Raw genomic sequence first — 23841 nt, 5'->3', positions numbered from 1 at the left:
CCCAGGGTTGAAAGCGGGACGCCCGCAGCTCTGGGCTCCTGCTTCCGCAGGAGCACCGAGGGGTCAGGCGGCCAGCGCCGACACGTCGCCCAAGGCCTTCTCGATCGCGGCGGTGCGCGCGTCCGGGCCGAGACCGATGCCGTCGGCGGCGATGAATTCCGGCGTGATGCCGATGAAGCCGAACACGCTGCGCAGATAGGTTTCGGTATGCTCGAGGCTCTCGGCGGGCGTGCCGGCGCCGTAATGGCCACCGCGCGACAGAGCGACGATCACGCGCCGGCCGCCCAGCAGGCCTTCGGGGCCGGTTTCGGTGTAGCGGAAGCTCTCGCCCGCGATCGCGATCCGGTCGATCCACGCCTTCAGCTGGGTCGGCACCGAGAAATTGTACATCGGCGCGCCGATCACGACGATGTCGGCGGACTGGAGCTGCTTCAGATCGTCGCGCAGATCGGGATTGGCGGCGGGCAGGGTGGCGATCGTCATGTGCGGAACCGGCTCCGCCACCAGATCGCGCGTGATCACCTCGATCGAGGGATCGGCCTTGCGGAACTGCTCCACGATCGAGGCGGTGAGCTGACGGCTGACCGATCCTTCGCCGAGGATGCTGGAATCGATGTGGAGCAGTTTCATTCTGTCGTGTCCCGGTATAAATAAGTGACCGAGGATCGATATGTGACCACCCCCGTGGTCCACAAGGAGGCACAATTTTGTCACCCGGGCACATGGATGTGACCATCGAACGCGAGCGGATCGTCGAAGTGTCGGCGCCAGCCGAACCGGAGGGCGCGGCGGATCACAACCCCGCCGCGTGCAGCCGCGTCGCGCCCATCCTCCAGCGTATCGGCGACAAATGGAGCATCCTGATCGTGATGACGCTGGCGGGCGGCCCGCGCCGCTTCAACGAGCTGAAGCGGCAGATCGGCGGCATATCGCAGCGCATGCTGACGCTCGCTCTGCGCGGGCTGGAGCGGGACGGGCTGGTGTCGCGCCACGTGACGCCCACGATTCCGCCGCGCGTGGATTATGCGCTGACCGAACTCGGCATGTCCCTGCGCGCGCCGATGATGACGATCGGGGCCTGGGCGAACGAGCATTACGACACGATCCAGGATGCGCGCGCGCGGTTCGATCGCGGGGAAAAGGAGGCATGAGGGGTAGCCCGTGCTTTCGTTCGTCGGTTTGAGTGCCTAAGGGCAGGGCATGACCTCCGTTTCCGAAGATCGCGTCGCCGCCCTTGTCGAAGCCGCGCGGCGCGCCGGCGCCGACGCCGCCGACGCCGTCTATTATCGCAGCGAGAGCACCCAGGTGCAGGTTCGGCTCGGCGCGCTGGAGGATGTGCAGCGTTCGGACGGCGAGGAGATCGGCCTGCGCGTGTTCGTCGGCCAGCGTTCGGCGAGCGTTTCCTCCTCCAGCCTGACCGACGATGCGATCGCGGCGCTGGTGGAGCGCGCGGTGGCGATGGCGCGCGAGGCGCCCGAGGATCCCTATGCCGGGCTGGCTCCGGCCGATCGTCTGCTGACCGGTGCGGCGCCCGAGATCGATGGCGACGACGGTGCGGATCCCGCGCCGGATCGTCTGCGCGAGCTGGCGCTGGTGGCCGAGGAAGCCGCGCGGGCGGTGGCGGGCGTCACCAACAGCGAGGGCGCGGGCGCGAGTGCGGGCCGCACGGCGATGGCGCTGGCGACCAGCACCGGCTTCGTGCGCGGCTTCTCCTCCAGCGGTTACGGCCTGTCGGCCAGCGTGATCGCGGGCGAGGGCGCCTCGATGCAGCGCGATTACGCCTATCATTCGACGCGCCATCTCGCCGATCTGGAGGCGCCCGAGGCGATCGGGCGGCGCGCGGGCGAGCGCACCGTCGCGCGCCTCAATCCGGGCAAGCTGCCTTCGGGGCCGATGCCGGTGGTGTTCGATCCGCGTGTCGGCTCCAGCCTGATCGGGCATCTTGCCGCTTCCGTCACGGGATCGGCCATCGCCCGCAAGACGAGCTTCCTGCTCGGCATGCTGGGCGAACAGGTGTTCGCGCGCGGGCTTTTCCTGCGGGATGATCCGCATCGCCCGCGAGGCCTGCGCAGCCGCGCCTTCGATGGCGAGGGGCTTCCGACGCAGGCGATAGACCTGATCGACGATGGCGTGCTGACGACGTGGCTGCTCGACAGCGCCTCGGCCCGTCAGCTGGATCTGGCGCCGACCGGCCACGCCACGCGCGGCGGTTCGGGCGCGCCGGGCGCGGGGACGAGCAACCTCTATCTCGACAAGGGCGCGCTGTCGGTCGCGGAGCTGATCGGGGACATCAAGACGGGCCTGTTCGTGACCGAGCTGATCGGCCAGGGTGTGAACATGGTGACGGGCGATTACAGCCGGGGCGCGTCGGGCTTCGCGATCCGCGACGGCCAGCTGGCCGAGCCGGTGGCGGAAGTGACGGCGGCGGGCAATCTGAAGGAGATGTTCCTGCAGATGACGGCGGCCGACGATCTGGTGTTCCGCCGCGCGCATGACGTGCCGACGCTCCGCGTGGACGGGATGACCGTTGCCGGCGCCTGACGCCGATCTGATTTCCGCGATCGCGGACGCCGCCCGCGAGGCGGGCGCGCTCGCCGCGCGTCGTTCCAGCGATGCCTATCGCCAATGGGAAAAGGTGCCGGGCCATCCGGTGTGCGAGATCGACCTGGAGGTCGATGCTTTGCTGTTCGATCGGCTGAAGAGGATCGATCCCTCTGCCGCGTGGCTGTCCGAGGAGACGGCCGACAGCCCCGAGCGGCTGGGCGTTGAGCGCGTGTGGGTGGTCGATCCGATCGACGGCACGCGCGATTATCTGCGGCGGCGGCCGGGCTGGTCGGTCTCGGTGGCTCTGGTGGAGCGCGGGCAGCCGATCGTGGGCGTGCTGGAAGCGCCGGAGCGAGGCGAGACGTGGATCGCGGCCAAGGGCCTCGGCGCGACCCTCAACGGTGCGACGCTGCGTGCGGGTGACCGGACGACGCTGGCGGGTGCGCGGGTGCCGGCGGATACCTTGCCGAAGGTGGATCAGGATCTGGTGGCGATGCCGCGCCCCAATTCGATCGCGCTGCGCATCGCGATGGTGGCGAATGACGAGGTGGATCTGTGCGCCAGCCTGCGCTGGGGCAGCGAATGGGACATCGCCGCCGCCGCCCTGATCGCGGAGGAAGCGGGCGCCGCCGTCACAGATCCGCTGGGCCGGCCGATCCGCTTCAACAAGCCGGTGCCGGAGGTGTTCGGCATATTGGCGAGCGGACGGGCGCTGCATCCGGTGGCGCTGGAGCGGTTGGCCGAACGCGCGCAGGCGGCTGACCGGTAGGGATTAAATCCGTCCCGATATCGTCATTGCGAGCGCAGCGAAGCAATCCAGTTCCTCGCGTTTGGGACTGGATTGCTTCGCTGCGCTCGCAATGACGAGGATGTTGGAATGAGGCGGGCGGCCGACCCTACCCCTTCTTCGGCACGCCCAGCCTTGGCAGATCGATCGCGGGGCAGCGGTCCATCACCACCTTCAGGCCGGCGGCTTCGGCGCGGGCGGCGGCTTCTTCGTTGATCACGCCGATCTGCAGCCACACCGATTTGGCGCCGATCGCGATCGCCTGATCCACCGCCTCGCCCGCCGCCTGCGGGCGGCGGAAGATATCGACCATGTCGATCTCCTCGCCGATCTGGTCGAGATCGCGCCATACATATTCGCCGTGGACATGCTCGCCCGTGATCTGCGGGTTCACCGGCAGGATGCGATAGCCCCAATCCTGCAGCACGCGCATCACGCCCCAACTCGGCCGGTCGGGCCGATCGGAGGCGCCGATCACCGCGATCGTGCGGGTTTCGGCGAGCAAAGCTGCGATATCGGCGTCGGTCGTGAGCGGCATGTCCGGTCCTTTCTGCACGCTCCGTTCGTGCTGAGCCTGTCGAAGCACGGGCTGAGTGCGAAGCCCGTCCTTCGACTTCGCTCAGGACGAACGGAGGAGAGGTCGGTTCGGAATCAGAACACCGGCGAGGCCGAAGGGTTCAGCCAGGTTTCGATCTGCGCGGCGATGGCGTGGAAGGGGGCGGCGTCCGGCCCGTCGCCGGCGGCGGGGGGCATGCCCGCATCGGAGGCGGTGCGGATGCCGCGCGCGAGCGGAATGCGGCCGAGGAAGGGGAGGCCCAAGGCCGCCGCTTCCGCCTCGGCACCGCCCTGCCCGAACGGATCGGAGATTTCGCCGCAATGGGGGCAGGCATAGCCCGCCATATTCTCGACGAGGCCGACGATCGGGATCTCGGCCTTGAAGAACAGATCGATCGCGCGCGTCGCGTCGATCAGGGCCAGATCCTGCGGGGTGGAGACGATGACCGCGCCGACCGGACGATGCTTCTGGATCATGGTCAGCTGCACGTCGCCCGTGCCCGGCGGCAGATCGAGGATCAGCACGTCGGTCTGGCCCCAATGCGCGTCGACCAGCTGGCTGAGCGCGCCCGCCGCCATCGGTCCGCGCCAGGCGATCGCCTTGCCCGGCTCGATCAGCTGACCCATCGACAGGATCGGCACGCCCCAGCGCGTGGGCACCGGGAACATGATCTTGTCCTTCGCATCCGGCCGATCGTGCGCGTCGAACAGGCGGGGCTGCGAGGGGCCGTAAATATCGGCATCGACGAGGCCGACCTTCACGCCGCGCCGGGCCAGTGCGACCGCGATATTGGCGGCGACCGTCGATTTGCCGACTCCGCCCTTGCCGCTGGCGACCGCGATGATGCGCCGCTGCGGCCGATCGGCGGTGAGCAGGATGCGCGCCTCGGACACGCCGGGCACGGCCAGCAGCGCCGCGCGCACGGCCGCCTCCAGCGCCGTGCGATCGACCGCCGCCAGCCCGGCCACATCCACGATCACGTCGGCGCGCCCACCTTCGAGGCGGGGCGCGGAGGCGCGGCCGGAGGCGAGCAGCCCACGGCCGCTGACGGGATCGGAAACGCTATCGAGGGCGGCGGCAAGGAGGGGGAGATCGCTCATGCCGCGCGGTTAGAACCAATCGGCCGGGCAAGCACTGTTTTTCCGCAGGGACGGACCCTATAAGGCCGCGCATGGATGCAAGTGGGCGGCTGGAAGAGGCCGGAGCGGTGTTGAACGAGGGCGGCCCCTGGGGCGGCGGTTCCGGTGGCGGCGATGGTGCCGGCGGCGGAAGCGGCGGTCCCGGTCGCAATCCCTGGGGCGGAGGCGGCAAGCCGTCCGGAAAGCCCGGCCCGTCCGCGCTGGACGCGCTGGTGCGGCGTGGACGCGCGCGCTTCGGCGGCGGGGGCGGCGGTGCCGGCGGCAATGGCCTGCCGCAGCTGCCCGGCGCGATCTGGGCGTGGGGCATACTCGGCCTCGTCCTGCTCTGGATGGCGCTCACCAGCACGCACACGATCGGCCCGCAGCAGCGCGGCGTGGTCACGCGCTTCGGCAAATATGTCGGCATGCTGCAGCCGGGCCTGCGCTTCTCGCTGCCGGCACCGATCGACATCGTCACGAAGATCGACGTCGACAATATCCATGTCGTCGACATCGACGGCGGGGCCGCCGGTGCCAGCGGCCAGAATCTGATGCTGACCGGCGACGAGAATCTGATCGATCTCGCTTATTCGGTGCGCTGGAACATCCGCGATCCCGAACTTTTCATGTTCGAACTGTCCGATCCCGAGGGCACGATCCGCGAAGTGGCGGAAAGCGCGATGCGCGAGCAGATTTCGAACGTGACGCTGAATGCCGCGATCGGACCCCAGCGCGCGATCATCGAACAGCGCGTGGCGCTGCGCATGCAGGAATTGCTGGACGAATATCGCGCCGGCGTCGCCGTGCAGGGCGTGGCGATCAAGCAGGCCGATCCGCCGGGCGAGGTGATGGACGCGTTCAAGGAAGTGTCCGCCGCTCAGCAGCAGGCGCAATCCTATCTGAACCAGGCGCGGGCCTATGCCACGCAGAAGACCGCGCAGGCGCAGGGCGAGGCCGCCGCGTTCGATTCGGTCTATCAGCAGTACAAGCTCGCGCCCGAGGTCACGCGCCGTCGCCTCTATTATGAGACGATGGAGAAGGTGCTGGCCAAGACCGACAAGACGGTGCTGGAGGCACCCGGCGTCACCCCCTATCTGCCCATCCCGCCGAAGGGGGCGTCCAAGTGAACGGCTTCGATTCGATCCGCCGCAACCCGATCTTCTGGGGCGGGCTGGTGCTGGTGGTGCTGGGCGTCCTGTTCAGCGTGTTCCTGGTCGTTCCGGAAACCAAGCAGGCGCTGATCGTGCGCTTCGGCATGCCGAAGCGGATCGCCAACGGCTATGATTCCAAGGAAGAGTTCGGGCGCACCGGCGCGGGCATCGTCTGGCGCATTCCGGGCATGGAATCGGTCGTCTGGGTCGACAAGCGCGTGCTGGATTTCGACATGCAGCGCCAGGCGGTGCTCTCCACCGATCAGCTGCGGCTGGAGGTGGACGCCTTCGCCCGCTATCGCATCGTCGATCCCGTGCGGATGTATGTCTCGGCCGGCAGCGAGCGGCGCGTGGGCGAGGCGCTGAAGCCGATCCTGGGCTCGGCGCTGCGCAACGAGCTGGGCAAGCGCCCCTTCCGCGATCTGCTCAGCCCCGAGCGCGGCGAGATGATGGAAGACATCAAGACCGCCGTCGCGCGCGTCGCCAAGCAATATGGCGCCGAGATCGTCGACGTGCGGATCAAGCGCGCCGATCTGCCCGATGGCGCGCCGCTGGAGAGCGCGTTCAACCGGATGCGCACCGCGCGCCAGCAGGAGGCCAAGTCGATCGAGGCGGGCGCCCGCCGCGAGGCGCAGATCCTGATGGGCGAGGCGGATGCCAATGCCGCGCGCACCTATGCCGAGGCCTATGGCAAGGATCCGGGCTTCTACGATTTCTACCGCGCGATGCAGAGCTATCGGGCGACGTTCGGCACGGATGACGATCAGCCGCGCGGCAGCAGCCAGATCATCCTTTCGCCGGACAGCGAATATCTGCGTCAGTTCCGGGGCGGGAAGTAATCCGCAGCGGTCGACGCAAGGAAGACCCGGTCGGGCGCGGCGGCCGGTTGGGCCGTCGCGTGCGATGCTGCTCCTGCCGGCGTGGCAATATCAGGTCGCATAACGTAACAGAGCGGACCTTCGCTGTTCAAAATACGTTCAGGGCAAAAGCAACAGTCTGATCACGTCGCCCGACGCTCCCGTTTCTCGGCCGGGCGTATTTTTCCCAGGAGGATTGCCCACGTGCGCTATGCCTATGCCATCACCGCCGCCATGCTTCTCGGTGGTGCGGCTGCCACGGTAACCCTGCAGCAGCCGGTCGGCGCGCAGGTCGCCCAGAATGCGCCGTCCCAGATGGCCGCCGTCGCGCCGCGCGGCGCGCCGATGAGCTTCGCCGATCTCGCCGCCAAGCTGCAGCCGGCGGTGGTGAACATCTCCACCACGCAGAAGGTGCAGCTCAAGCAGCAGCAGCAGAATCCGTTCGCGGGCACGCCCTTCGATGAATTCTTCCGCCGTTTCGGCGGTCAGGGTGGCCAGGGCGGCGGCGCGACCCCGCAGACGCGCGAGGCCGTGTCGCTGGGCTCGGGCTTCATCATTTCGGCCGACGGCTTCATCGTGACCAACAATCACGTGATTTCGGGCGTGCCGACCGATCAGGGCAAGGTCACGATCTCGTCGATCAAGGTGACGCTCACCGATCGCAAGGAATATACGGCCACCGTCGTCGCCAAGGATCCGACGTCCGATCTCGCGGTGCTGAAGATCGACGCGAAGAACCTCCCCTTCGTGCAGTTCGGCGATTCCACCAAGTCGCGCGTCGGCGACTGGGTGATCGCGATCGGCAATCCGTTCGCGCTGGGCGGCACCGTGACCGCCGGCATCGTCTCGGCGATCCACCGCAGCATCGGCAGCGGCCCTTATGACCGCTACATCCAGACGGATGCGGCGATCAACCAGGGCAATTCGGGCGGCCCGATGTTCGATCTCAACGGCAACGTGATCGGCATCAACACCGCCATCTATTCGCCCACCGGCGGCAATGTCGGCATCGGCTTCGCGATCCCGGCCGAGCAGGCCAAGCCCGTCATCCAGCAGCTGATGAAGGGTACGCCGCCGAAGCGCGGCTATTTCGGCGTGGTGATCCAGCCGATGGACGACGATATCGCCGCCGGCCTCGGCCTGCCGAAGGACGTGGGCGAGATCGTCGCGCGCGTGGAGCCCGGCCAGCCGGCCGCGCGCGCCGGCATCCAGCAGGGCGACGTGATCGTGAAGGTCAACGGCACGGACGTGACGCCGGACAATACCCTGTCCTACATCGTCGCGGGCCTGCCGGTCGGCAGCCGCGTGCCGGTGGAATATATCCGCAACGGCAAGCATGCGACCACCACGGCGGTCGTCACCCAGCGTCCGTCCGAGGATCAGCTCGCCAGCGCCGTCGGCGATGACGATGAGGACGGCCCGATCGGCAACGGTCAGGACACGCCCGCGGTCAAGAACGCGCTGGGCGTCACGCTCCAGTCGATGAGCCCCGGTATCGCCCGCCAGATCGGCGTGCCGGAGACGACGACGGGCGCGGTCATCACCTCGGTCGATCCCTCCAGCGACGCGGCGACCAAGGGCCTGCAGCCCAAGGACATCATCGTCGCGGTCGGTCAGCGTCGCGTCGCGACCGTTCAGGAAGCGGCGGCGGCGGTGGAAGCTGCGAAGAAGGCCGGGATGAAGACGGTGCTGCTGCTCGTCCAGCGCGGCACGCGTCCGGCGCAATATCTGGGCGTGGATCTGACGGGCAAATAAGCCCGTCGGGTCGTCAGGCGGTGACGGGAGAGCCCGTCGCCGCCGCCTTTTCTATCGCCACCAGGTGACGGAGCGTTCGGTGACGAGCGCTCCGCGCATCTCCTCCGGGGCCGGCTCGAAGCGGGCGCGATCCATCATGCCTTCGCACGTCGCCTGATCCAGCGCGGGGGCAACGCTTTTCACCACCGTGCAGCTGGTCGGCACGCCATTGGGGCCGAGGGACAGACGCACGCGCACCACGCCGGCATCGTTGTTGTGGAGCGAAATGCGGCCCGGACGGGCGGCGGCCGTGTTCGCGGTGACGGGATGCGGTTCGCGCACCGCATCCGCAGAGGATCCGGGGGCGGCGGTCGCCAGAAGCAGGGCAAGCACAGACACCATGCCGACATCCTAGGCGGCATCGGTAAACACCCGATGCGGCAACAGGGTTAATCACCGTTCAGCATGATCAACGATCGCCGCCGCATCCCGGATCCGGCTGATCGTAAACGGGTGTGAAAGTCGCCATCGTCCCGCTCGACTTGGCCCCGTCTCCGGCGCAAAGGCTGCGGGGGCAACAAGGAGCATGCGATGAGCGATCCCACCGGTCTTTTCGTAGGCGCGACGGCGGCGGGCGAGCGGCAGATGCTGGAGCTGAAGCGCGCGAACCGCCACGGCCTGATCGCGGGCGCGACCGGCACCGGCAAGACGGTGACGCTGCAGGGGATCGCGGAGGGTTTTTCCAAGGCGGGCGTGCCCGTGTTCGTGGCGGACGTGAAGGGCGATCTCGCCGGCCTTGCCATGGCCGGATCGCCCACCGCCAAGACGAACGAGGCGTTCACGGCGCGCGCGGCCGAAATCGGCATGAGCGACTGGGCCTATGCCGACAATCCGGTGATTTTCTGGGATCTGTTCGGCCAGGCGGGCCACCCCGTCCGCACCACCATTTCCGAGATGGGGCCGCTGCTGCTGGCGCGGCTGATGGCGCTGAACGACGTGCAGGAAGGCGTGCTGAACCTCGTCTTCAAGGTGGCGGACGAGCAGGGGATGCTGCTGCTGGACCTCTCCGATCTGCAGGCGATGCTCGCCTGGACGGCGGAGAATGCGGCCGATCTTTCCGCCAGATACGGGAATGTCACGCGCGCGACGGTGGGCACGATCCAGCGCCAGTTGCTCCAGCTGGAGGCGCAGGGCGGCGACGGCTTCTTCGGCGAGCCGGCGCTGGACGTGAAGGACATGATGCTGATCGACGAGGCCGGGCGCGGCACGATCAGCGTGCTGGCGGCCGACAAATTGATGGCGGCGCCGAAGCTCTACGCCACCTTCCTGCTCTGGCTGCTGTCCGAACTGTTCGAGACGCTTCCCGAGGTGGGCGATCCGGACAAGCCCAAGCTCGTCTTCTTCTTCGACGAGGCTCATCTGCTGTTCGACGATGCGGCACCGGCCCTGATCGACAAGGTGGAGCAGGTGGTGCGCCTGATCCGGTCGAAGGGCGTCGGCGTCTATTTCATCACGCAGAATCCGATCGACGTGCCGGATGACGTGGCCGGCCAGCTCGGCAATCGTGTGCAGCACAAGCTCAACGCCTTCACGCCGCGCGAGCAGAAAGCGGTGACCTCCGCCGCGCAGACGTTCCGCGCCAGCCCCGGTCTGGATGTCGCCACCGCGATCACCGAGCTGAAGGTGGGCGAGGCGCTCGTCTCCCTGCTCCAGCCCGACGGCGCGCCCGCACCGGTTTCGCGCACGCTCGTCCGGCCGCCCTGCTCGCGCGCGGGGCCGCTCACCGACAAGGAGCGCGCGGTGATGATCTCCACCTCGCCGGTGGCGGGCAAGTATGACACGCCCGTCAATCGCGAGAGCGCGGCCGAGATTCTTTCCCAGAAGGCCGGCGACGCGAAGGCTGCGGTCGAGAAAGCCAAGGCGGATGCCGAACTGGCGAAACAGCAGGCCGAGGCGGCCAAGGCGGCCGCCGCACAGGCCAAGCTCGACGCGGCCGAACAGGCGCGGCGCGACAAGGAGGCCGAGCGCGCCGCCGCCGCGCAGGCCAAGGCCGAGGAGCGCGCCCGCATCGCCGCCGAGCGCGAGGCGGCCAAGCCCACGCTCACCGACAAGATGATCCAGTCGGCCGCGCGATCGGTGGCGTCGTCCGTCGGCCGTCAGGTGGCGGGGCAGCTGGGCAGCCAGCTATTGCGCGGGCTGCTGGGGGGATTGTTCAAACGATAAGACGAGGGTGCCAGTATCGCGGGGTAGGCCGATTGTGGTGCAAGGGCTAAGCTGCCGGTTCATGCAGCCGACAAGGGCGGAGGCCAAACGCATCCGTCGATCAGCGCGAACCTATTGGTGGTCGCATCGCACCCGCACCTCTATAGGTCTTGCTCGCCGTCGCGCACTCGCCCACAATCGCAATTTGGTAAGAAGACAAAGTGGACGGAATTCAGGTGATTCAGCAAACGGGAGCGGAAAGGCTTGTAGAGGCGCTGTACTACGGTATTTTAGGGCGGGCGCCGGATGCCGCTGGTCTGGCCGTAAATACTAAAATACTGGAAGGGTCAGTCGATTTTTCGCTTGCTGCGGATATGGCGATCAATTTTCTCCATTCGGACGAGGCTCAGCAGAAGCGGGCCCTTGCTGGTTGTCGCGAACCGACCCATGTTCGGGTTCTGTCGCTGGGAACTCATTGTGCCGCTGCGTGGGCTATAAAATCAGCCGAACTCAAGCAGGCCTCGTATCCCTTCGACTGGATCTTCTCGAGTGCAGATATCGTGCTCCATTGCCTTCAGGATGATTTTGAAACCTTTCTCGATGCGGCACACTATGCAGACATAGACGGCCAGGCATGCAGCCACCGATTCTACATGGAGGCATATGGAGAGCACCGACTTTTCAATCATCGTAGCCCGCTCGTTGAAGGAGGGTACGATTATTACCGGCGGGGCGTCGCGAGATTTCGGCAAGATGTCTATGGTGGAACCGGTTCGCTGCTCTTTATGCTTGGATCAATCGATAAGGCGGCCCCCTCTCGCTTTGAAGCGTTGGCCGACCTTCTCGACCAGAGGGCTCCCCATGCATCGCTCTTGATGGTTTCCGTCTTGCCGCCCGATGAGATCGGCCGCATCGGCTTTTCGGATCTGGCAGGCCGGGGTCGTCACAAATCGCTGCTTTACCGTCCGAATTCTACCCTCGGCCCCCTCGAATTCCCCAGGCCGATCGACAATCTGATGATCAGAGCTTTGCTCCAGAGCGAGATATAAGCTCGTCAGTCGCATCCTGCGATTGAGAGCACCAGGCAGCTCCGATACATTGTCCAGATGGCCACCACCCTCGAAACCCCCACCGTCCCTACCGTCAGCCTTGCCGATGAGGCGCGCGATCCGATCGGGTTCGCACAGGCACTTGGCGGATCGTTCGAGCGCTATGGCTTCGCGATCGTCGCCGATCATGGCGTGCCGCCTGAAGTGATCGCGCAGGCCGATGCGACGGCCAAGGCCTTCTTCGCGCTGCCGGATGACGTGAAGCGCCAATATGCGAATGCCAGCGGCGGCGGCCAGCGCGGCTATATCCCGTTCGGGATCGAGACGGCGAAGGGCGCCAAGGCGCACGACCTGAAGGAATTCTGGCATGTCGGGCGCGAGCTGCCGGCGGGCGATCCGCTGCGCGACGTGATGCCCGACAATGTCTGGCCCGCCGAGATCGAGGATTTCCGCCGCGCCCAGCTCGCGCTCTACGATGCGCTGGAGGATGCGGGGCGGCGCCTTCTCACCGCGATCGCGCGCTATCTGAACCTGCCCGCCGATTTCTTCGACGCCACGATCGAGAATGGCAATTCGGTGCTGCGCCTGCTCCATTACCCGCCGATGGGCCCCGACGGCCCCAGCATCCGTGCGGGCGCGCACGAGGATATCAACACGATCACGTTGCTGCTCGGCGCCGAGGAAGCGGGGCTGGAGCTGCTGGATCGCGACGGCAACTGGCTACCCGTCCAGCCCAAGCCGGGCGAACTGGCGATCAACGTGGGCGACATGCTCCAGCGGCTGACCAACAATGTGCTGCGCTCGACCACGCACCGCGTGCTGAATCCGGCGCCCGAGCGGCGCGGCTTCGCGCGTTACTCGATGCCTTTCTTCCTGCACTTCCGGCCGGATTATCTGATCGAAACGCTGCCCCAGTGCGTCGGCCCCGATCGGCCGAACCTCTATGCGCCGATCACCGCGCACGACTATCTCTACGAGCGGCTGCGCGAGATCAAACTGGTGTGATCCGGCTCCGGCTTTCGCGGCGTCTGCATATCTCGCCGCTGCGGTGGCGCAGGGTGCACCCAAGGCGGCTGCGATTGTGGTCGGAATAGCGGCAGGGCTTGAGTGAGGCGGTTGGTGAGGTCAGCATCCGAGAAGAGCCCACCCCAAAACCGTTCGTGCTGAGCGAAGTCGAAGCACGTGCTACAAGCGATGTCCCCTGAAGCCCGTCCTTCGACTTCGCTCAGGACGAACGGGTTGAGGGGCGTGCGAGGCTGGCTTTCGGTCGATTCCCACGAAAAAGCCCGGACGGTTTCCCGCCCGGGCTTTTTTTACGCCACGCTACTGAACGTCCGTTCCGGATCCGGCGTCCCGGATCAGAAGAAGAAGCTGTTATAGACCGTCACCACGCGGCCGGTGCGGACGTCGACCAGGACGACATCGTTGCCGTAGCGGACCCAGCGGCGGCCATAAGCGGCGGCGGGCAGGCGATAGCGGACGGGATCGATCCAGTAGCGGCGATCATAATAGAGCCGGTCGAAGCGATAGCCGGGCGCAATCGGGCGATAGGCATAGCCGCGCGGGCCGACATAGGCCGGGCCCCGGAACACGTTCGGGTTGCCGCGGCGATAATCGCGCCAGTCCTCACGATATTCGCGGCGGGCCTCGCGCACGTCGCGCTGCTGATCGCGGACCACATGCGGCGGCGCGCCGTTGCGGATCGCGCGGTTCACGTCGCGCTGTTCCTCGCGAATGTCCTGCCGATCGTGCCGCAGCTCGCGATTCTGGGCCGAGGCGATCGTGGGCACCAAGGTGGCGGCCATCAGGCCGGCGATAATGAGCTTACGCATGGTTTCACTCCTTTCATCAGGATCCGGCGGCGCTCCCCGATCGGGGGAGGGTGGGGAGGACGCCGCCGGTGTCTCGGGTCAGTTCCGGCGGATCACCAGAAGAAGCCCGGGATGGCATCGACGACGCGGCCGGTGCGGGTGTCGATCAGCAGCACGTCGTCATAATAGCGGACCCAGCGATAGGGGCCGTAAGCGGGCGGAAGCCGATAGGCATAGGGATCGTTCAGCCAGAAGCCGGAGCCCCACAGCAGGCTCGGCAGCACGGCGCCGACCGAGTAGCGGCGATAGCCATAGCCCCAGCCGCGCGGCGCGATGTAGCCGCCGATGTGGAACTGGTTGCGGTTATAGTCGCGATAGCCGCGCCAGTCGTAGCGCCGGTCCTGTCGCCAGTTGCTGCCCACCCAGCGATCGTTGCTCGGGCGGCCATTGTCCCAGCGGCGGTCGTCGGGGCGGCGGCCGTCGAAACCGGGGCGATTGTCGAAGCCGGGGCGATTGCCGAAACGGGGATCGTTGGGGCGACCGTTGAAGCCGGGGCGATACTCCCCGCGATTGTCGCCGGGGCGCCCATCGAAGCGGCGGCCGTCGTCGCGGCGATCATTGCCGCCCGGCTGCGGATTGCCCGCGCCGAAGCGGCCGGGGCCGCCGTCGCGGTTGAATCCCTCGGGGCGATCGGGGCGGCCGGTGCGATCCGGCTCCTGAATCGCGCGCTGCGGATCCTGGCGGTTGCGCTGCCAGTCTTGCGGGCCCCGCTGCTGCTGGTCCGGCCGGGCGCCCTGAAAGCCGCGCTGGCCCTGCTGCTGCTGCTGGGGGCGCTGCTGGTCGGGCCCACGCTCCTGACGTCCGCCCCGGTCCTGATCGTCCGGGCCACGCTGTGCCACGGCCATCGCCGGCAGGCTGACGCCGACCGCGGCGGCGAGAAGCAGCTTTCCGATCCTCTGCATCACCCTCACTCCAAGGCTCGCCGGCCGATGCCGGGAGCGTGAGAGAAGGTTTGCACGATTCGCGGTGAGCCGTTGCTGAATCCGTCCTTCAGCGTGCAGAAAGGTACATGAACGGTTTCGTTACCTTCATTCAGGCGGCGAAGCGCGTCGTTCAGCGCTTCGGCGGGGCGGCCGGCGCGGGGGGCGACAAGGCCGGCACGGCGGCGGCGGCATCGGCCGGGTCGATCTTGGGCGGGGGCGCGGCCGAGATCGGATCGCCGCCCGCCAGCGCCTCGCCCGCGCGGCGAATCGCGGCGCGGATGCGGGGATAGGTGCCGCAGCGGCAGAGATTGGTGATCGCCTCGTCGATCTGCTCGTCGCTGGGGCGCGGGGTCCTGGCGAGCAAGGCGGCGGCGGCCATGATCATGCCGGACTGGCAATAGCCGCATTGCGGCACCTGCGCCGCCACCCACTCCTGCTGCACCGGATGGCCGCGATCGGCGGTGAGGCCTTCGATGGTCGTCACGAAGCTGCCCTCGATCGATCCGATCGGCACCTGACATGAACGGCGGGCAACGCCATCGACATGCACCGTGCAGGCTCCGCACTGTCCCGCGCCGCAGCCATATTTGGTGCCGGTGAGATTCGAGGCGTCGCGCAACGCCCATAAAAGCGGAGTCGCGGGGTCCAGCTTATAGTGGACGGGATCGCCATTGACGGTGAAGCTGGTCATGGGAATGCCTATAGTGTGAGTTTCAGCTGCGCTGAAACCCGCACCGGCCCGCAGCCCCACCCGACCTCCCCATATGATACTTCCGTTGGGAGGTGGGGTGGGCGTGCGGGTCGGTGCGGTGCCAGGATCGGAGAATCCGGGCCAGGCCCAATAAAAAACGCTGGGTTGAAGACTCGTCCCGTCGCTGCTAGGGGCGGCGCCTTCCGGCAAAGGTGTTCACGCGCCCGCGCCGAATCGTTTCAGACATCATGATGACGCCGACGGACGCGTCGGGCATGTGGAGATCGTTCGGTTTATGCAGATCATCGTTCGCGACAATAATGTCGATCAGGCGCTGCGCGCGCTCAAGAAGAAGCTGCAGCGCGAAGGCGTTTATCGCGAGATGAAGCTGCGCCGGCATTATGAGAAGCCGTCGGAGAAGCGCGCGCGCGAGCGTGCCGCCGCCATCCGCCGCGCCCGCAAGCTGGAGCGCAAGCGCGTCGAGCGCGATCAGGCCCGGTAAGGCCTGATGTCGGAGGTCACCGCCGTTCCGCTGCGCCCGGTCAACAAGGCCGGGCTCGCGGCTCTCTTCACCAGCATCGGCGTGCTGATCGTTGTCGGTATCGGCAGCGCTTATGCCACGACGAAGGCGCCCGTGATGCTGGCGATGCCGCCGGCCGAGTTCCTGGCGGCCAACGCCAAGCGCTCGGGCGTGAAGACGACGGCCTCCGGCCTCGAATATCAGGTGCTGACGGCGGGCGATGGCCCCACGCCGACGCTGGCCGATGCCGCGCTCGTCGAATATAAGGGCAGCCTCACCAGCGGCCAGGTGTTCGATGCGTCGAAGCCCGGCCAGCCGGTGCCGATGCAGATCGGGCAGGTCGTCCCCGGCTTCGCCGAGGCGCTGACCCTGATGCCGAAGGGCGCCAAATATCGCGTCTGGATCCCGCCGCAGCTTGGCTATGGCGAGCGCGAGGCGGGGCCGATCCCGGCCAATTCGGTGCTGGTGTTCGACATCACGATGCACGAATTCGCCGCCGTGCCGCAACCCAATGCCGAGATGATGAGCGCGCCGCATGCCGACGGGACGCCCGGCACGCCGCCGCCCACGACGATCCAGTAATCTGGCCGGTCATTCGGGCAGCTCGGTAGAGCGATCAAAGCGGGGCTTCGGCCCCGCTTTTTTTATGTGTGCGGCTGTTTGGGTGCTTCCGTCATTTCCGCATCCGCCGTGCGGTTCGATCCGCGACGGCAGGTGCCAATGGAGCCTTGGGGGCGTCAGACATCGTCATTGTGAGCGCAGCGAAGCAATCCAGATCCGACGGTGCGGGACTGGATTGCTTCGCTGCGCTCGCAATGACGGGAGTTTCGTAAGAGGTTGTCGGAGCCAGATACGTTAGTCAGGGCGCGAAGCCGCGCCGTCTCCTCAGGCCGCTTCCTCGGCGGCCGCAGCCTCGGCCTTTTCCGCCTTCAGCGCGGAGCTTTTCTCGAGCAGCACCTTTACCATCGCCACCATCGGATCGGCGAGCGCCAGCCCGAGAATGCCGAACAGCGCACCGAACAGCAGCTGGCAGCCCAGCACCAGAGCGGGCGGCAGATCGACCGAACGGCGCGCCACCATCGGCACCACCACATAACCGTCGAACGTCTGCACCGAGACATAGACGACGATCGCCCAGATGCCCGTATCGGTGCCCGCCGAGAAACCGACCAGCACGATCAGCACGCCCGAGACGATCGCGCCGATATTGGGGAGGAAGGCGAGCAGGCCCGTCAGGATGCCGAGCAGGGTCGCCATCGGCACGCCCACGATCTCCAGCGCGATCGCGACGAACACGCCCTCCAGCGCCATGCCCAGCAGCCGCCCGGCCATCAGCCGGCGCAGCGTGGAGCCCATTTCCTTGGTCGTCTCGTAGAAGCTTTCGCGATTCGCCATCGGCAGCATCCAGGCGATGCCGCGCTCGTAGAGGCGCGGCTCCATCGCGATGAACAGGCCGAGGACGAGGATCATCGCCATGCTGGACAGCGCGCCCAGCGCGGTGCCGAGCGCGGCCGTCACCTTGCCGAACGAGCCCATCAGCTGCTGGCCGATCTCGCTCACGCCCGAACCGGCGGGGAGGAAGCCGCGCTCGTGGGCCCAGTCCATCCAGCTCTGCAGCTGGTGGGTGACGACACTCTGCAGCGCCTGCGCCTGCCCGGTCAGCTGGGTGCCGGCGAAGGCGAGGAAGGCGACCATCGCGGCCGCCACCAGCGTCGCCACGATCGCGAGACGGATGCCGCGCCCGACCGGCAGGATGCGGCCGAGCAGGCGCACGCCGCCGTCCAGCATCTGCGCCACGACGATACCGCCGATGATCAGCAGCAGGGGCTCCGACAGGAACCACAGCAGCAGCACCGCGACGACGACCGCGACCCAGACGATCGCGCGCTTGAACTCGCGCAGCGTCAGCGGATCGCTATTGTCCGTCGGGCCGGGGGCTTCCTCGCGCGTGCCGGCGCCATCGCTCACTTGGCGGGAGCGCCGGCGTCGTGGCTCGGGTGCAGGTTGATGCCCGCGCGGCCGCCGCGCAGCGCGGTGAACCAGGTCAGCGGGTTCCAGATCTTGGTGGAGCCGTCATAGGAGAAGGTGATGAAATCGGCGCGGCCGCCGAGATTCTCCCACGCGACCGGGCCGCCCAGGCCGAGCTGCCACGTCTCGTAGCGGCTGTCCGCGCTCTCGTCGCGATTGTCGCCCATCACGAACACATGATCGGCGGGCACGGTCACGGGGCCGTAATCGTCGCCGGTGCCGGGCTGGTAGCCGAAATCGACCGTGTCGTAGCTCACGCCGTTCGGCAGCGTCTCGCGGAAGACCGGCAGCTCGCAATAATCCTTGCCGTCCGGCCCGGTCTTGCGCGCCTGCGATTCCAGCGGGGAGGCGCACGGGACATTGTCGTCGATCGGCAGCATCTTCACGCCCATCGACACGCGCTTCACCGGCTTGCCGTTGAGCGAGAGGATGCCGCGATTCACTTCGATCGTGTCGCCCGGCAGGCCGATCACGCGCTTGATATAATCGCTGTTCTCGGTCGGCGGCTTCAGGATCACGACGTCGCCGCGCTCCGGCATCCGGCCGAGGATGCGGCCCTTCATGAAGGGCAGCACATGGAAGGAGGGCGAAACGTAGGACCAGCCGTACGGATATTTCGTCACGATCAGCCGGTCGCCCTTGATCAGGGTCGGCATCATCGATTCGCTGGGGATGTAGAAGGGCTTGGCGATGAAGCTCCACACCGCGAGCACGCCCAGCACCAGCCAGACTATACCGCGCAGTTCCGCCCACCAGTCGGTCTTCTTCGGATCGGGCTTGCTCTTGGCGAGCGGCGGCGGGGCGGCGAGATCGGGAGAGGTATCGCTCAAGTCCGGTCCTTAAACTCTGCCCTCGACCTGGCCTACAGCGGCCGGGCTTCGAGGATGACGAACGCCTGCGCCCATGGATGATCGTCGGTGAGCGTCAAATGAATGGTGACCGCGTGGCCCGGCGGGGTCAACGCGTCAAGCCTCGCCTTCGCTCCGCCCGTGAGCGCGAGCGTGGGCGCGCCCGAGGGCAGGTTCACCACGCCGATATCGTGCATGAACACGCCCGCCTTGAATCCGGTGCCGACGGCCTTGGAGAAGGCCTCCTTGGCGGCGAAGCGCTTGGCATAGGTGCCGGCGCGGGTGAGCGTGCGGCGTTCGGCCTTGGCGCGCTCGATATCGGTGAAGACTCGGTGCGTGAAACGCTGGCCGAAGCGATCGAGCGACTGCTGGATCCGCTCGATATTGCAGAGGTCCGAGCCGAGACCGATGATCATGCAACCCTCTCCCTATGGGGGAGAGGGTGAGAGCGGGCGGTGTGCGATGCGGCCACACCCTCTCCCGCCCACTCGGCTGCGCCGAGCGGGGCCCTCCCTCTCACCCAAGGGGAGAGGGGCGTCATCGCGCCGCGTCCATGAGCTCGCGCATCCGGCGCACGCTGGCGTCCAGCCCGACGAAGATCGCCTCGCCGATCAGGAAGTGGCCGATGTTCAGCTCCGCCAGTTGCGGGATCGCGGCGACGGGCATCACATTGTCGTAGGTGAGGCCGTGCCCCGCATGCGGCTCGATCCCGTTGCGCGCGGCGAGCGCGGCGGCATCGGCCAGGCGGCGCAGCTCGGTCGCCAGCGCCTCGCCTTCGGCATGGGCATAGGCGCCGGTGTGGAATTCCACGACGGGGGCGCCGAGATGGATCGCCGCCTCGATCTGGCGCGCGTCGGGCTCGATGAACAGGCTCACGCGGATGCCCGCGTCGTTCAGGCGCGCGATCAGCGGCTTCAGCCGATTATGCTGCCCGGCGGCGTCCAGCCCGCCCTCGGTCGTCACTTCCTCGCGCCGTTCGGGCACGATGCAGGCGGCGTGGGGGCGGTGGCGCAGCGCGATCTCGACCATGTCCTCGGTCGCGGCCATCTCGAAATTGAGGGGGAGGGCGATGCCGCCGATCAGCCGGGCGATATCGGCGTCCACGATATGGCGGCGATCCTCGCGCAGATGCGCGGTGATGCCGTCCGCGCCCGCCGCCTGCGCGATCTCGGCGGCGCGCAGCGGATCGGGCGTGAGCCCGCCGCGCGCATTCCGCACGGTGGCGACATGATCGATATTGACGCCGAGGCGCAGGCGCCCCGGCTCGCCCAGGGGCGACGTCAGAGCCATCAGGCGGCGGCCCGGCTGCCGGGCTTGATCGCCGGGATCGCCGCCAGCTCCGGCGGCAGCGCGTCCGCCTCGTAGCTCGGCACGTCGAGGCGGATCAGCGGGAAGAAGGGCACACCCAGATCGACGCGCCCGTTCGAGCGATCGACCAGCGACGCTGCGACGATCACGGTGCCGCCCGCCGCCTCGATCGCCCTGATCGCCTCGCGCGAGGACAGCCCGGTGGTGACGACATCCTCCATCATCAGCACCTTGGCGCCCGGCGTCAGCGCGAAGCCGCGCCGCAGCTCGAACGTGCCGGTCGGCCGCTCGACGAACATCGCGTCCAGCCCCAGCGCGCGGCCCATTTCATGCCCGGCGATCACGCCGCCCATCGCGGGCGAGACGACGGCGTCCAGCTGATCGCGAATCTCGGCGGGGATGCGCGCGGCGAGCGCATCGGTGAGCTTCGCGGCGCGGGCCGGGTTCATCAGCACGCGCGCGCACTGCAGATAGCGGGGGCTCCGCAGCCCGGAGGAGAGGATGAAATGCCCCTCCAGCAATGCGTCGGCCGCACGGAATTCGGCGATCACCTCGTCTTCGGTCATGCCCTTGTCTCCTCGCGTGGCCCGATCGCGCGGCAGATAGACGCAGCGGGCCCGGCTCTCAACAAGGTTGCTCAACGGCTTGCATTTCTGCGCGAACAGGTGTTGGGATAGGGAAAATCGGCCGGAAGGGCGCTGAGGGGGCACCTCGGCGTGATGTTTCGGTTTCGCCGCTGAGCCATGCGCGTCACCGGGGGGGAAAGAGAGTGCTGCTGAAGACCGTTCGGGCCTTGATTCTCACTCTGCTGGCCGTCCTTGCGGGCGCCGCTCCCACTTTTGCCCAATCCGCTCCGGCTCCCGCCGCTGCCGTGCCGCCCGTGGCCGAGGCATCGGCCGCGCCTGCTGCCGCGCCGGCGCCTGCGGGCGCCCCCGCCGAGGCCGCCGCAGCGCCGGCTCCAGCCCCGGAGCCTGTCGCCAAGGTGCCGGACATCGTCCATGCCGCGCCCACGCCGGGCATCGGCCAGCCGACCGACTCCATCCGCCTGCAGACGCAGATGACGCCGATCGGCGAGGAGGCGGTGCGCTTCCACGATATCATTCTCGTGCCGATGATGGTCGTGATGTCCGTCTTCGTGCTGCTGCTGCTGATCTGGGTGGTGCTGCGCTATCGCGCCGCCGCGAACCCCACGCCCTCGCGCACCTCGCACAACACCGTGATCGAGGTGATCTGGACGCTCTTCCCGGTGCTGGTGCTGGTCTCGATCGCGGTGCCGTCGATCCGGCTGCTCGCGCATCAATATCATCCGCCCAAGGCCGATCTCACCGTGAAGGTGATCGGCAACCAATGGTATTGGACCTACCAATATCCGGACAATGGCGACTTCGAGGTCGTGTCCAACCTGCTCAAGGAAAAGAGCGAGGTGAAGCCCGGCGCGCGCTTCCGCACCGATGCGGACGGGCCGCGCCTGCTCGCCGTCGACGAGCGGATGGTGGTCCCGGCCGGCGCTGTCGTGAAGGTCATCACCACCTCGAACGACGTGATCCACAGTTTCGCGATGCCGGCTTTCTGGGTGAAGATGGATGCGATACCGGGGCGCCTGAATGAAACATGGTTCAAGGTGGATCGACCGGGTGTGTATTTCGGCCAATGTTCGGAGCTGTGCGGCGCCCGCCACGGCTACATGCCGATCGCGGTGGAAGTGGTGAGCAAGGCGCAATATGCGCAGTGGGTCGCCTCCAAGGGCGGCACGATGCCCGGCGCCAAACCAGCCGCCGTGAAGACTGCCGCCGCCACGCCTTCCTCGTCGCTCACCGTCGCGCAGAACTGAGGCTCCCAGCATGACCGACATCGCCGCGCATCCGAGCCACTTCCATGCCGAAGACGAGCATGAGCATGGCCATCATCATGATGCCGATCACAAGCCGCCCTTCTTCGCGCGCTGGTTCATGTCGACGAACCACAAGGATATCGGCACGCTCTACCTGATCTTCGCGATCGTGGCGGGCATCATCGGCGGCGCGATCTCGGGCGTCATGCGCGCCGAACTCGCCAAGCCGGGCATCCAGATCCTGACGATGGCGTGGCCGCTGGGCGTCGGCTCGGTCGCGACGATGGACGAGGCGCTGCATCACTGGAACGTGCTGATCACGGCGCACGGCCTGATCATGGTGTTCTTCATGGTGATGCCGGCGATGATCGGCGGCTTCGGCAACTGGTTCGTCCCGATCATGATCGGCGCGCCGGACATGGCGTTCCCGCGCATGAACAACATCTCGTTCTGGCTGCTGATCCCGTCCTTCATCCTGCTGCTGGGCTCCACCTTCGTCTCGGGCGGAACGGGGCTGGGCGCGGGCACGGGCTGGACGGTCTATGCGCCGCTGTCGACGACGGGCTCGTCAGGGCCGGCGGTGGACATGGCGATCCTGTCGCTCCACCTCGCGGGCGCCTCGTCGATCCTCGGCGCGATCAACTTCATCACGACCATCCTGAACATGCGCGCGCCGGGCATGACGCTGCACAAGATGCCGCTGTTCGCCTGGTCGGTGCTGGTGACGGCGTTCCTGCTGCTGCTGTCGCTGCCGGTGCTGGCCGCCGCGATCACGATGCTGCTGACGGACCGCAATTTCGGCACCACCTTCTTCGATGCCTCGGGCGGTGGCGATCCGGTGCTGTACCAGCATCTGTTCTGGTTCTTCGGCCACCCCGAAGTCTACATCATGATCCTGCCGGGCTTCGGCATCGTCAGCCACGTGATCTCCACGTTCAGCCGCAAGCCGATCTTCGGTTATCTCGGCATGGCCTATGCGATGGTCGCGATCGGCGTGGTGGGCTTCATCGTGTGGGCGCACCACATGTACACCACCGGCCTGAGCGTGAACACGAAGATGTATTTCACCGCCGCGACGATGGTGATCGCGGTGCCGACCGGCATCAAGATCTTCTCGTGGATCGCGACGATGTGGGAGGGATCGCTCTCCTTCAAGACGCCGATGCTGTGGGCGATCGGCTTCATCTTCATGTTCACCGTGGGCGGCGTCACCGGCGTGCTGCTGGCCAATGGCGGCATCGATAATTATTTCCAGGATGCCTACTACGTCGTCGCGCATTTCCACTATGTGCTGAGCCTTGGCGCCGTCTTCTCGCTGTTCGCGGGCTTCTATTACTGGTTCCCGAAGATGAGCGGCCGCATGTATAACGAGGTGCTGGGCCAGCTGCATTTCTGGATCTTCTTCGTCGGCGTGAACGTGCTGTTCTTCCCGATGCACTTCCTGGGCATGCAGGGCATGCCGCGCCGCTACCCGGATTATCCGGATGCCTATGCGACGTGGAATGCGGTGGCGAGCCACGGCTACGAGATCATGGCCGCCAGCATGGTGATCTTCTTCGTCAACGTCTTCTGGTCGCTGTTCGCGGGCAGGAAGGCCGGGGACAATCCGTGGGGCGAAGGCGCGACCACGCTGGAATGGACGCTCTCCAGCCCGCCGCCCTACCACCAGTTCGAGCAGCTCCCCCGAATCGACTGATCCGGGGGCGATCGCCCTCGCGAATTTTCGACGCGGGCGTTTTCGGCGCGGTCGAAGGTTTCGGCGCATCGAGCTCCGTTGCTCTTCCCGGCGGGACTGTCTGCCAGGGTCCCCGCCGGCGGCAAAG

General features: G+C 67.1%; 25 protein-coding genes. 13 read left to right on the top strand and 12 right to left on the bottom strand.

What is annotated here, in order from left to right; all coding sequences use genetic code 11:
- Positions 1–63: 63 nt before the first annotated feature.
- Positions 64–630: an FMN-dependent NADH-azoreductase gene (locus HL653_RS01750; RefSeq protein ID WP_171742980.1), complete on the bottom strand. Its 567-nt coding sequence runs from the start codon at positions 628–630 to the stop codon at positions 64–66.
- A 98-nt stretch (positions 631–728) separates the two neighbouring features.
- Here HL653_RS01750 and HL653_RS01745 point away from each other — a divergent pair, with 98 nt between their 5' ends.
- From HL653_RS01745 to HL653_RS01735, 3 genes are read left to right on the top strand one after another with little or no spacing between them, the layout of a single operon-like run.
- Positions 729–1151 carry a winged helix-turn-helix transcriptional regulator gene (locus tag HL653_RS01745; RefSeq protein WP_367613585.1) on the top strand — a complete coding sequence of 141 codons (423 nt, stop codon included), beginning with the start codon at positions 729–731 and terminating at the stop codon, positions 1149–1151.
- A 49-nt stretch (positions 1152–1200) separates the two neighbouring features.
- Complete coding sequence (locus HL653_RS01740; RefSeq protein WP_171742978.1) at positions 1201–2541, top strand: TldD/PmbA family protein; 1341 nt, start codon at positions 1201–1203, stop codon at positions 2539–2541.
- Entirely contained in the window at positions 2528–3313 is a 786-nt protein-coding gene (locus HL653_RS01735) for an inositol monophosphatase family protein (protein ID WP_171742977.1), read from the top strand. Before HL653_RS01740 ends, HL653_RS01735 begins: the two co-directional genes overlap by 14 nt.
- 127 nt (positions 3314–3440) lie before the next feature.
- Here HL653_RS01735 and HL653_RS01730 read toward each other — a convergent pair whose 3' ends face one another.
- Positions 3441–3869 (bottom strand): CoA-binding protein, encoded by a 429-nt coding sequence (locus HL653_RS01730; protein ID WP_171742976.1) that lies wholly within the window; start codon positions 3867–3869, stop codon positions 3441–3443.
- 113 nt (positions 3870–3982) lie between these two features.
- Entirely contained in the window at positions 3983–4987 is a 1005-nt protein-coding gene (locus HL653_RS01725) for an Mrp/NBP35 family ATP-binding protein (RefSeq protein ID WP_171742975.1), read from the bottom strand.
- A gap of 71 nt (positions 4988–5058) precedes the next feature.
- Here HL653_RS01725 and hflK point away from each other — a divergent pair, with 71 nt between their 5' ends.
- The 3 genes from hflK (at position 5059) to HL653_RS01710 (ending at position 8768) form a co-directional block, all read left to right on the top strand.
- Entirely contained in the window at positions 5059–6132 is a 1074-nt protein-coding gene (gene hflK, locus HL653_RS01720; protein WP_171742974.1) for an FtsH protease activity modulator HflK, read from the top strand.
- Positions 6129–6995 (top strand): protease modulator HflC, encoded by an 867-nt coding sequence (gene hflC, locus HL653_RS01715; protein ID WP_171742973.1) that lies wholly within the window; start codon positions 6129–6131, stop codon positions 6993–6995. Before hflK ends, hflC begins: the two co-directional genes overlap by 4 nt.
- Before the next feature lie 222 nt (positions 6996–7217).
- Positions 7218–8768, top strand: coding sequence for a Do family serine endopeptidase (locus HL653_RS01710; RefSeq protein ID WP_171742972.1), 1551 nt, complete (start codon positions 7218–7220; stop codon positions 8766–8768).
- A 51-nt stretch (positions 8769–8819) separates the two neighbouring features.
- Here the strand turns inward: HL653_RS01710 and HL653_RS01705 are convergent, their stop codons facing one another.
- On the bottom strand, positions 8820–9149 hold the full coding sequence (locus HL653_RS01705) for a TonB family protein (protein ID WP_171742971.1): 330 nt from the start codon (positions 9147–9149) through the stop codon (positions 8820–8822).
- Between the two features lie 189 nt (positions 9150–9338).
- Between HL653_RS01705 and HL653_RS01700 the strand changes: the two genes are divergently transcribed.
- From HL653_RS01700 to HL653_RS01690, 3 genes are all read left to right on the top strand, one after another.
- Positions 9339–10970: a helicase HerA-like domain-containing protein gene (locus HL653_RS01700; RefSeq protein WP_171742970.1), complete on the top strand. Its 1632-nt coding sequence runs from the start codon at positions 9339–9341 to the stop codon at positions 10968–10970.
- Positions 10971–11170: 200 nt separating this feature from the next.
- Positions 11171–11998, top strand: a complete 828-nt coding sequence (locus HL653_RS01695; protein WP_171742969.1) for a DUF1796 family putative cysteine peptidase — start codon at positions 11171–11173, stop codon at positions 11996–11998.
- Between the two features lie 57 nt (positions 11999–12055).
- Positions 12056–13003 (top strand): isopenicillin N synthase family oxygenase, encoded by a 948-nt coding sequence (locus HL653_RS01690; RefSeq protein ID WP_171742968.1) that lies wholly within the window; start codon positions 12056–12058, stop codon positions 13001–13003.
- Positions 13004–13356: 353 nt separating this feature from the next.
- Here the strand turns inward: HL653_RS01690 and HL653_RS01685 are convergent, their stop codons facing one another.
- From HL653_RS01685 to HL653_RS01675, 3 genes are all read right to left on the bottom strand, one after another.
- Positions 13357–13830, bottom strand: a complete 474-nt coding sequence (locus HL653_RS01685; protein ID WP_171742967.1) for an RcnB family protein — start codon at positions 13828–13830, stop codon at positions 13357–13359.
- Between the two features lie 92 nt (positions 13831–13922).
- Positions 13923–14771 carry an RcnB family protein gene (locus HL653_RS01680; protein ID WP_253717451.1) on the bottom strand — a complete coding sequence of 283 codons (849 nt, stop codon included), beginning with the start codon at positions 14769–14771 and terminating at the stop codon, positions 13923–13925.
- Positions 14772–14922: 151 nt separating this feature from the next.
- Entirely contained in the window at positions 14923–15483 is a 561-nt protein-coding gene (locus tag HL653_RS01675; protein ID WP_171742966.1) for a (2Fe-2S)-binding protein, read from the bottom strand.
- A 295-nt stretch (positions 15484–15778) separates the two neighbouring features.
- Here HL653_RS01675 and rpsU point away from each other — a divergent pair, with 295 nt between their 5' ends.
- Positions 15779–15985 (top strand): 30S ribosomal protein S21, encoded by a 207-nt coding sequence (rpsU, locus tag HL653_RS01670; protein WP_171742965.1) that lies wholly within the window; start codon positions 15779–15781, stop codon positions 15983–15985.
- Between the two features lie 6 nt (positions 15986–15991).
- Entirely contained in the window at positions 15992–16585 is a 594-nt protein-coding gene (locus HL653_RS01665) for an FKBP-type peptidyl-prolyl cis-trans isomerase (protein ID WP_171742964.1), read from the top strand.
- A gap of 303 nt (positions 16586–16888) precedes the next feature.
- Here the strand turns inward: HL653_RS01665 and HL653_RS01660 are convergent, their stop codons facing one another.
- The 5 genes from HL653_RS01660 to pyrE all read right to left on the bottom strand — a co-directional run bounded on the left by HL653_RS01660 (position 16889) and on the right by pyrE (position 20753).
- Complete coding sequence (locus tag HL653_RS01660; RefSeq protein ID WP_171742963.1) at positions 16889–17971, bottom strand: AI-2E family transporter; 1083 nt, start codon at positions 17969–17971, stop codon at positions 16889–16891.
- A complete protein-coding gene (gene lepB / locus HL653_RS01655) occupies positions 17968–18861 on the bottom strand; it encodes a signal peptidase I (RefSeq protein WP_171742962.1) in 894 nt (297 codons plus the stop codon). Before lepB ends, HL653_RS01660 begins: the two co-directional genes overlap by 4 nt.
- A gap of 32 nt (positions 18862–18893) precedes the next feature.
- Entirely contained in the window at positions 18894–19295 is a 402-nt protein-coding gene (acpS, locus tag HL653_RS01650; RefSeq protein ID WP_171742961.1) for a holo-ACP synthase, read from the bottom strand.
- Between the two features lie 121 nt (positions 19296–19416).
- Positions 19417–20169: a pyridoxine 5'-phosphate synthase gene (locus HL653_RS01645; protein ID WP_171742960.1), complete on the bottom strand. Its 753-nt coding sequence runs from the start codon at positions 20167–20169 to the stop codon at positions 19417–19419.
- Complete coding sequence (gene pyrE / locus HL653_RS01640) at positions 20169–20753, bottom strand: orotate phosphoribosyltransferase (protein WP_171742959.1); 585 nt, start codon at positions 20751–20753, stop codon at positions 20169–20171. The genes HL653_RS01645 and pyrE overlap by 1 nt, the downstream gene beginning before the upstream one ends.
- A 209-nt stretch (positions 20754–20962) precedes the next feature.
- On the opposite strand from pyrE, the gene coxB reads away from it, so the two are divergent.
- Complete coding sequence (gene coxB / locus HL653_RS01635; RefSeq protein WP_253718206.1) at positions 20963–22018, top strand: cytochrome c oxidase subunit II; 1056 nt, start codon at positions 20963–20965, stop codon at positions 22016–22018.
- A gap of 10 nt (positions 22019–22028) precedes the next feature.
- The gene (ctaD, locus tag HL653_RS01630; RefSeq protein ID WP_171742957.1) at positions 22029–23714 is read left to right on the top strand and encodes a cytochrome c oxidase subunit I; all 1686 of its coding nucleotides are present in this window, start codon (positions 22029–22031) and stop codon (positions 23712–23714) included.
- Positions 23715–23841: the final 127 nt, after the last annotated feature.

It is taken from the genome of Sphingomonas sp. AP4-R1 (genome assembly GCF_013113735.1).
In the GTDB taxonomy this organism is placed as follows: Bacteria; Pseudomonadota; Alphaproteobacteria; order Sphingomonadales; family Sphingomonadaceae; genus Sphingomonas_I.
This window is presented reverse-complemented; position numbering and strand designations above follow the sequence as displayed.

Coding starts and splice junctions, on each gene's coding strand:
- HL653_RS01750 (WP_171742980.1), bottom strand. CDS start 630: ATGAAACTGCTCCACATCGATTCCAGCATCCTCGGCGAAGGATCGGTC.
- HL653_RS01740 (WP_171742978.1), top strand. CDS start 1,201: ATGACCTCCGTTTCCGAAGATCGCGTCGCCGCCCTTGTCGAAGCCGCG.
- HL653_RS01730 (WP_171742976.1), bottom strand. CDS start 3,869: ATGCCGCTCACGACCGACGCCGATATCGCAGCTTTGCTCGCCGAAACC.
- HL653_RS01725 (WP_171742975.1), bottom strand. CDS start 4,987: ATGAGCGATCTCCCCCTCCTTGCCGCCGCCCTCGATAGCGTTTCCGAT.
- hflK (WP_171742974.1), top strand. CDS start 5,059: ATGGATGCAAGTGGGCGGCTGGAAGAGGCCGGAGCGGTGTTGAACGAG.
- HL653_RS01705 (WP_171742971.1), bottom strand. CDS start 9,149: ATGGTGTCTGTGCTTGCCCTGCTTCTGGCGACCGCCGCCCCCGGATCC.
- HL653_RS01700 (WP_171742970.1), top strand. CDS start 9,339: ATGAGCGATCCCACCGGTCTTTTCGTAGGCGCGACGGCGGCGGGCGAG.
- HL653_RS01690 (WP_171742968.1), top strand. CDS start 12,056: ATGGCCACCACCCTCGAAACCCCCACCGTCCCTACCGTCAGCCTTGCC.
- HL653_RS01685 (WP_171742967.1), bottom strand. CDS start 13,830: ATGCGTAAGCTCATTATCGCCGGCCTGATGGCCGCCACCTTGGTGCCC.
- HL653_RS01680 (WP_253717451.1), bottom strand. CDS start 14,771: ATGCAGAGGATCGGAAAGCTGCTTCTCGCCGCCGCGGTCGGCGTCAGC.
- HL653_RS01675 (WP_171742966.1), bottom strand. CDS start 15,483: ATGACCAGCTTCACCGTCAATGGCGATCCCGTCCACTATAAGCTGGAC.
- rpsU (WP_171742965.1), top strand. CDS start 15,779: ATGCAGATCATCGTTCGCGACAATAATGTCGATCAGGCGCTGCGCGCG.
- HL653_RS01665 (WP_171742964.1), top strand. CDS start 15,992: ATGTCGGAGGTCACCGCCGTTCCGCTGCGCCCGGTCAACAAGGCCGGG.
- acpS (WP_171742961.1), bottom strand. CDS start 19,295: ATGATCATCGGTCTCGGCTCGGACCTCTGCAATATCGAGCGGATCCAG.
- HL653_RS01645 (WP_171742960.1), bottom strand. CDS start 20,169: ATGGCTCTGACGTCGCCCCTGGGCGAGCCGGGGCGCCTGCGCCTCGGC.
- pyrE (WP_171742959.1), bottom strand. CDS start 20,753: ATGACCGAAGACGAGGTGATCGCCGAATTCCGTGCGGCCGACGCATTG.
- ctaD (WP_171742957.1), top strand. CDS start 22,029: ATGACCGACATCGCCGCGCATCCGAGCCACTTCCATGCCGAAGACGAG.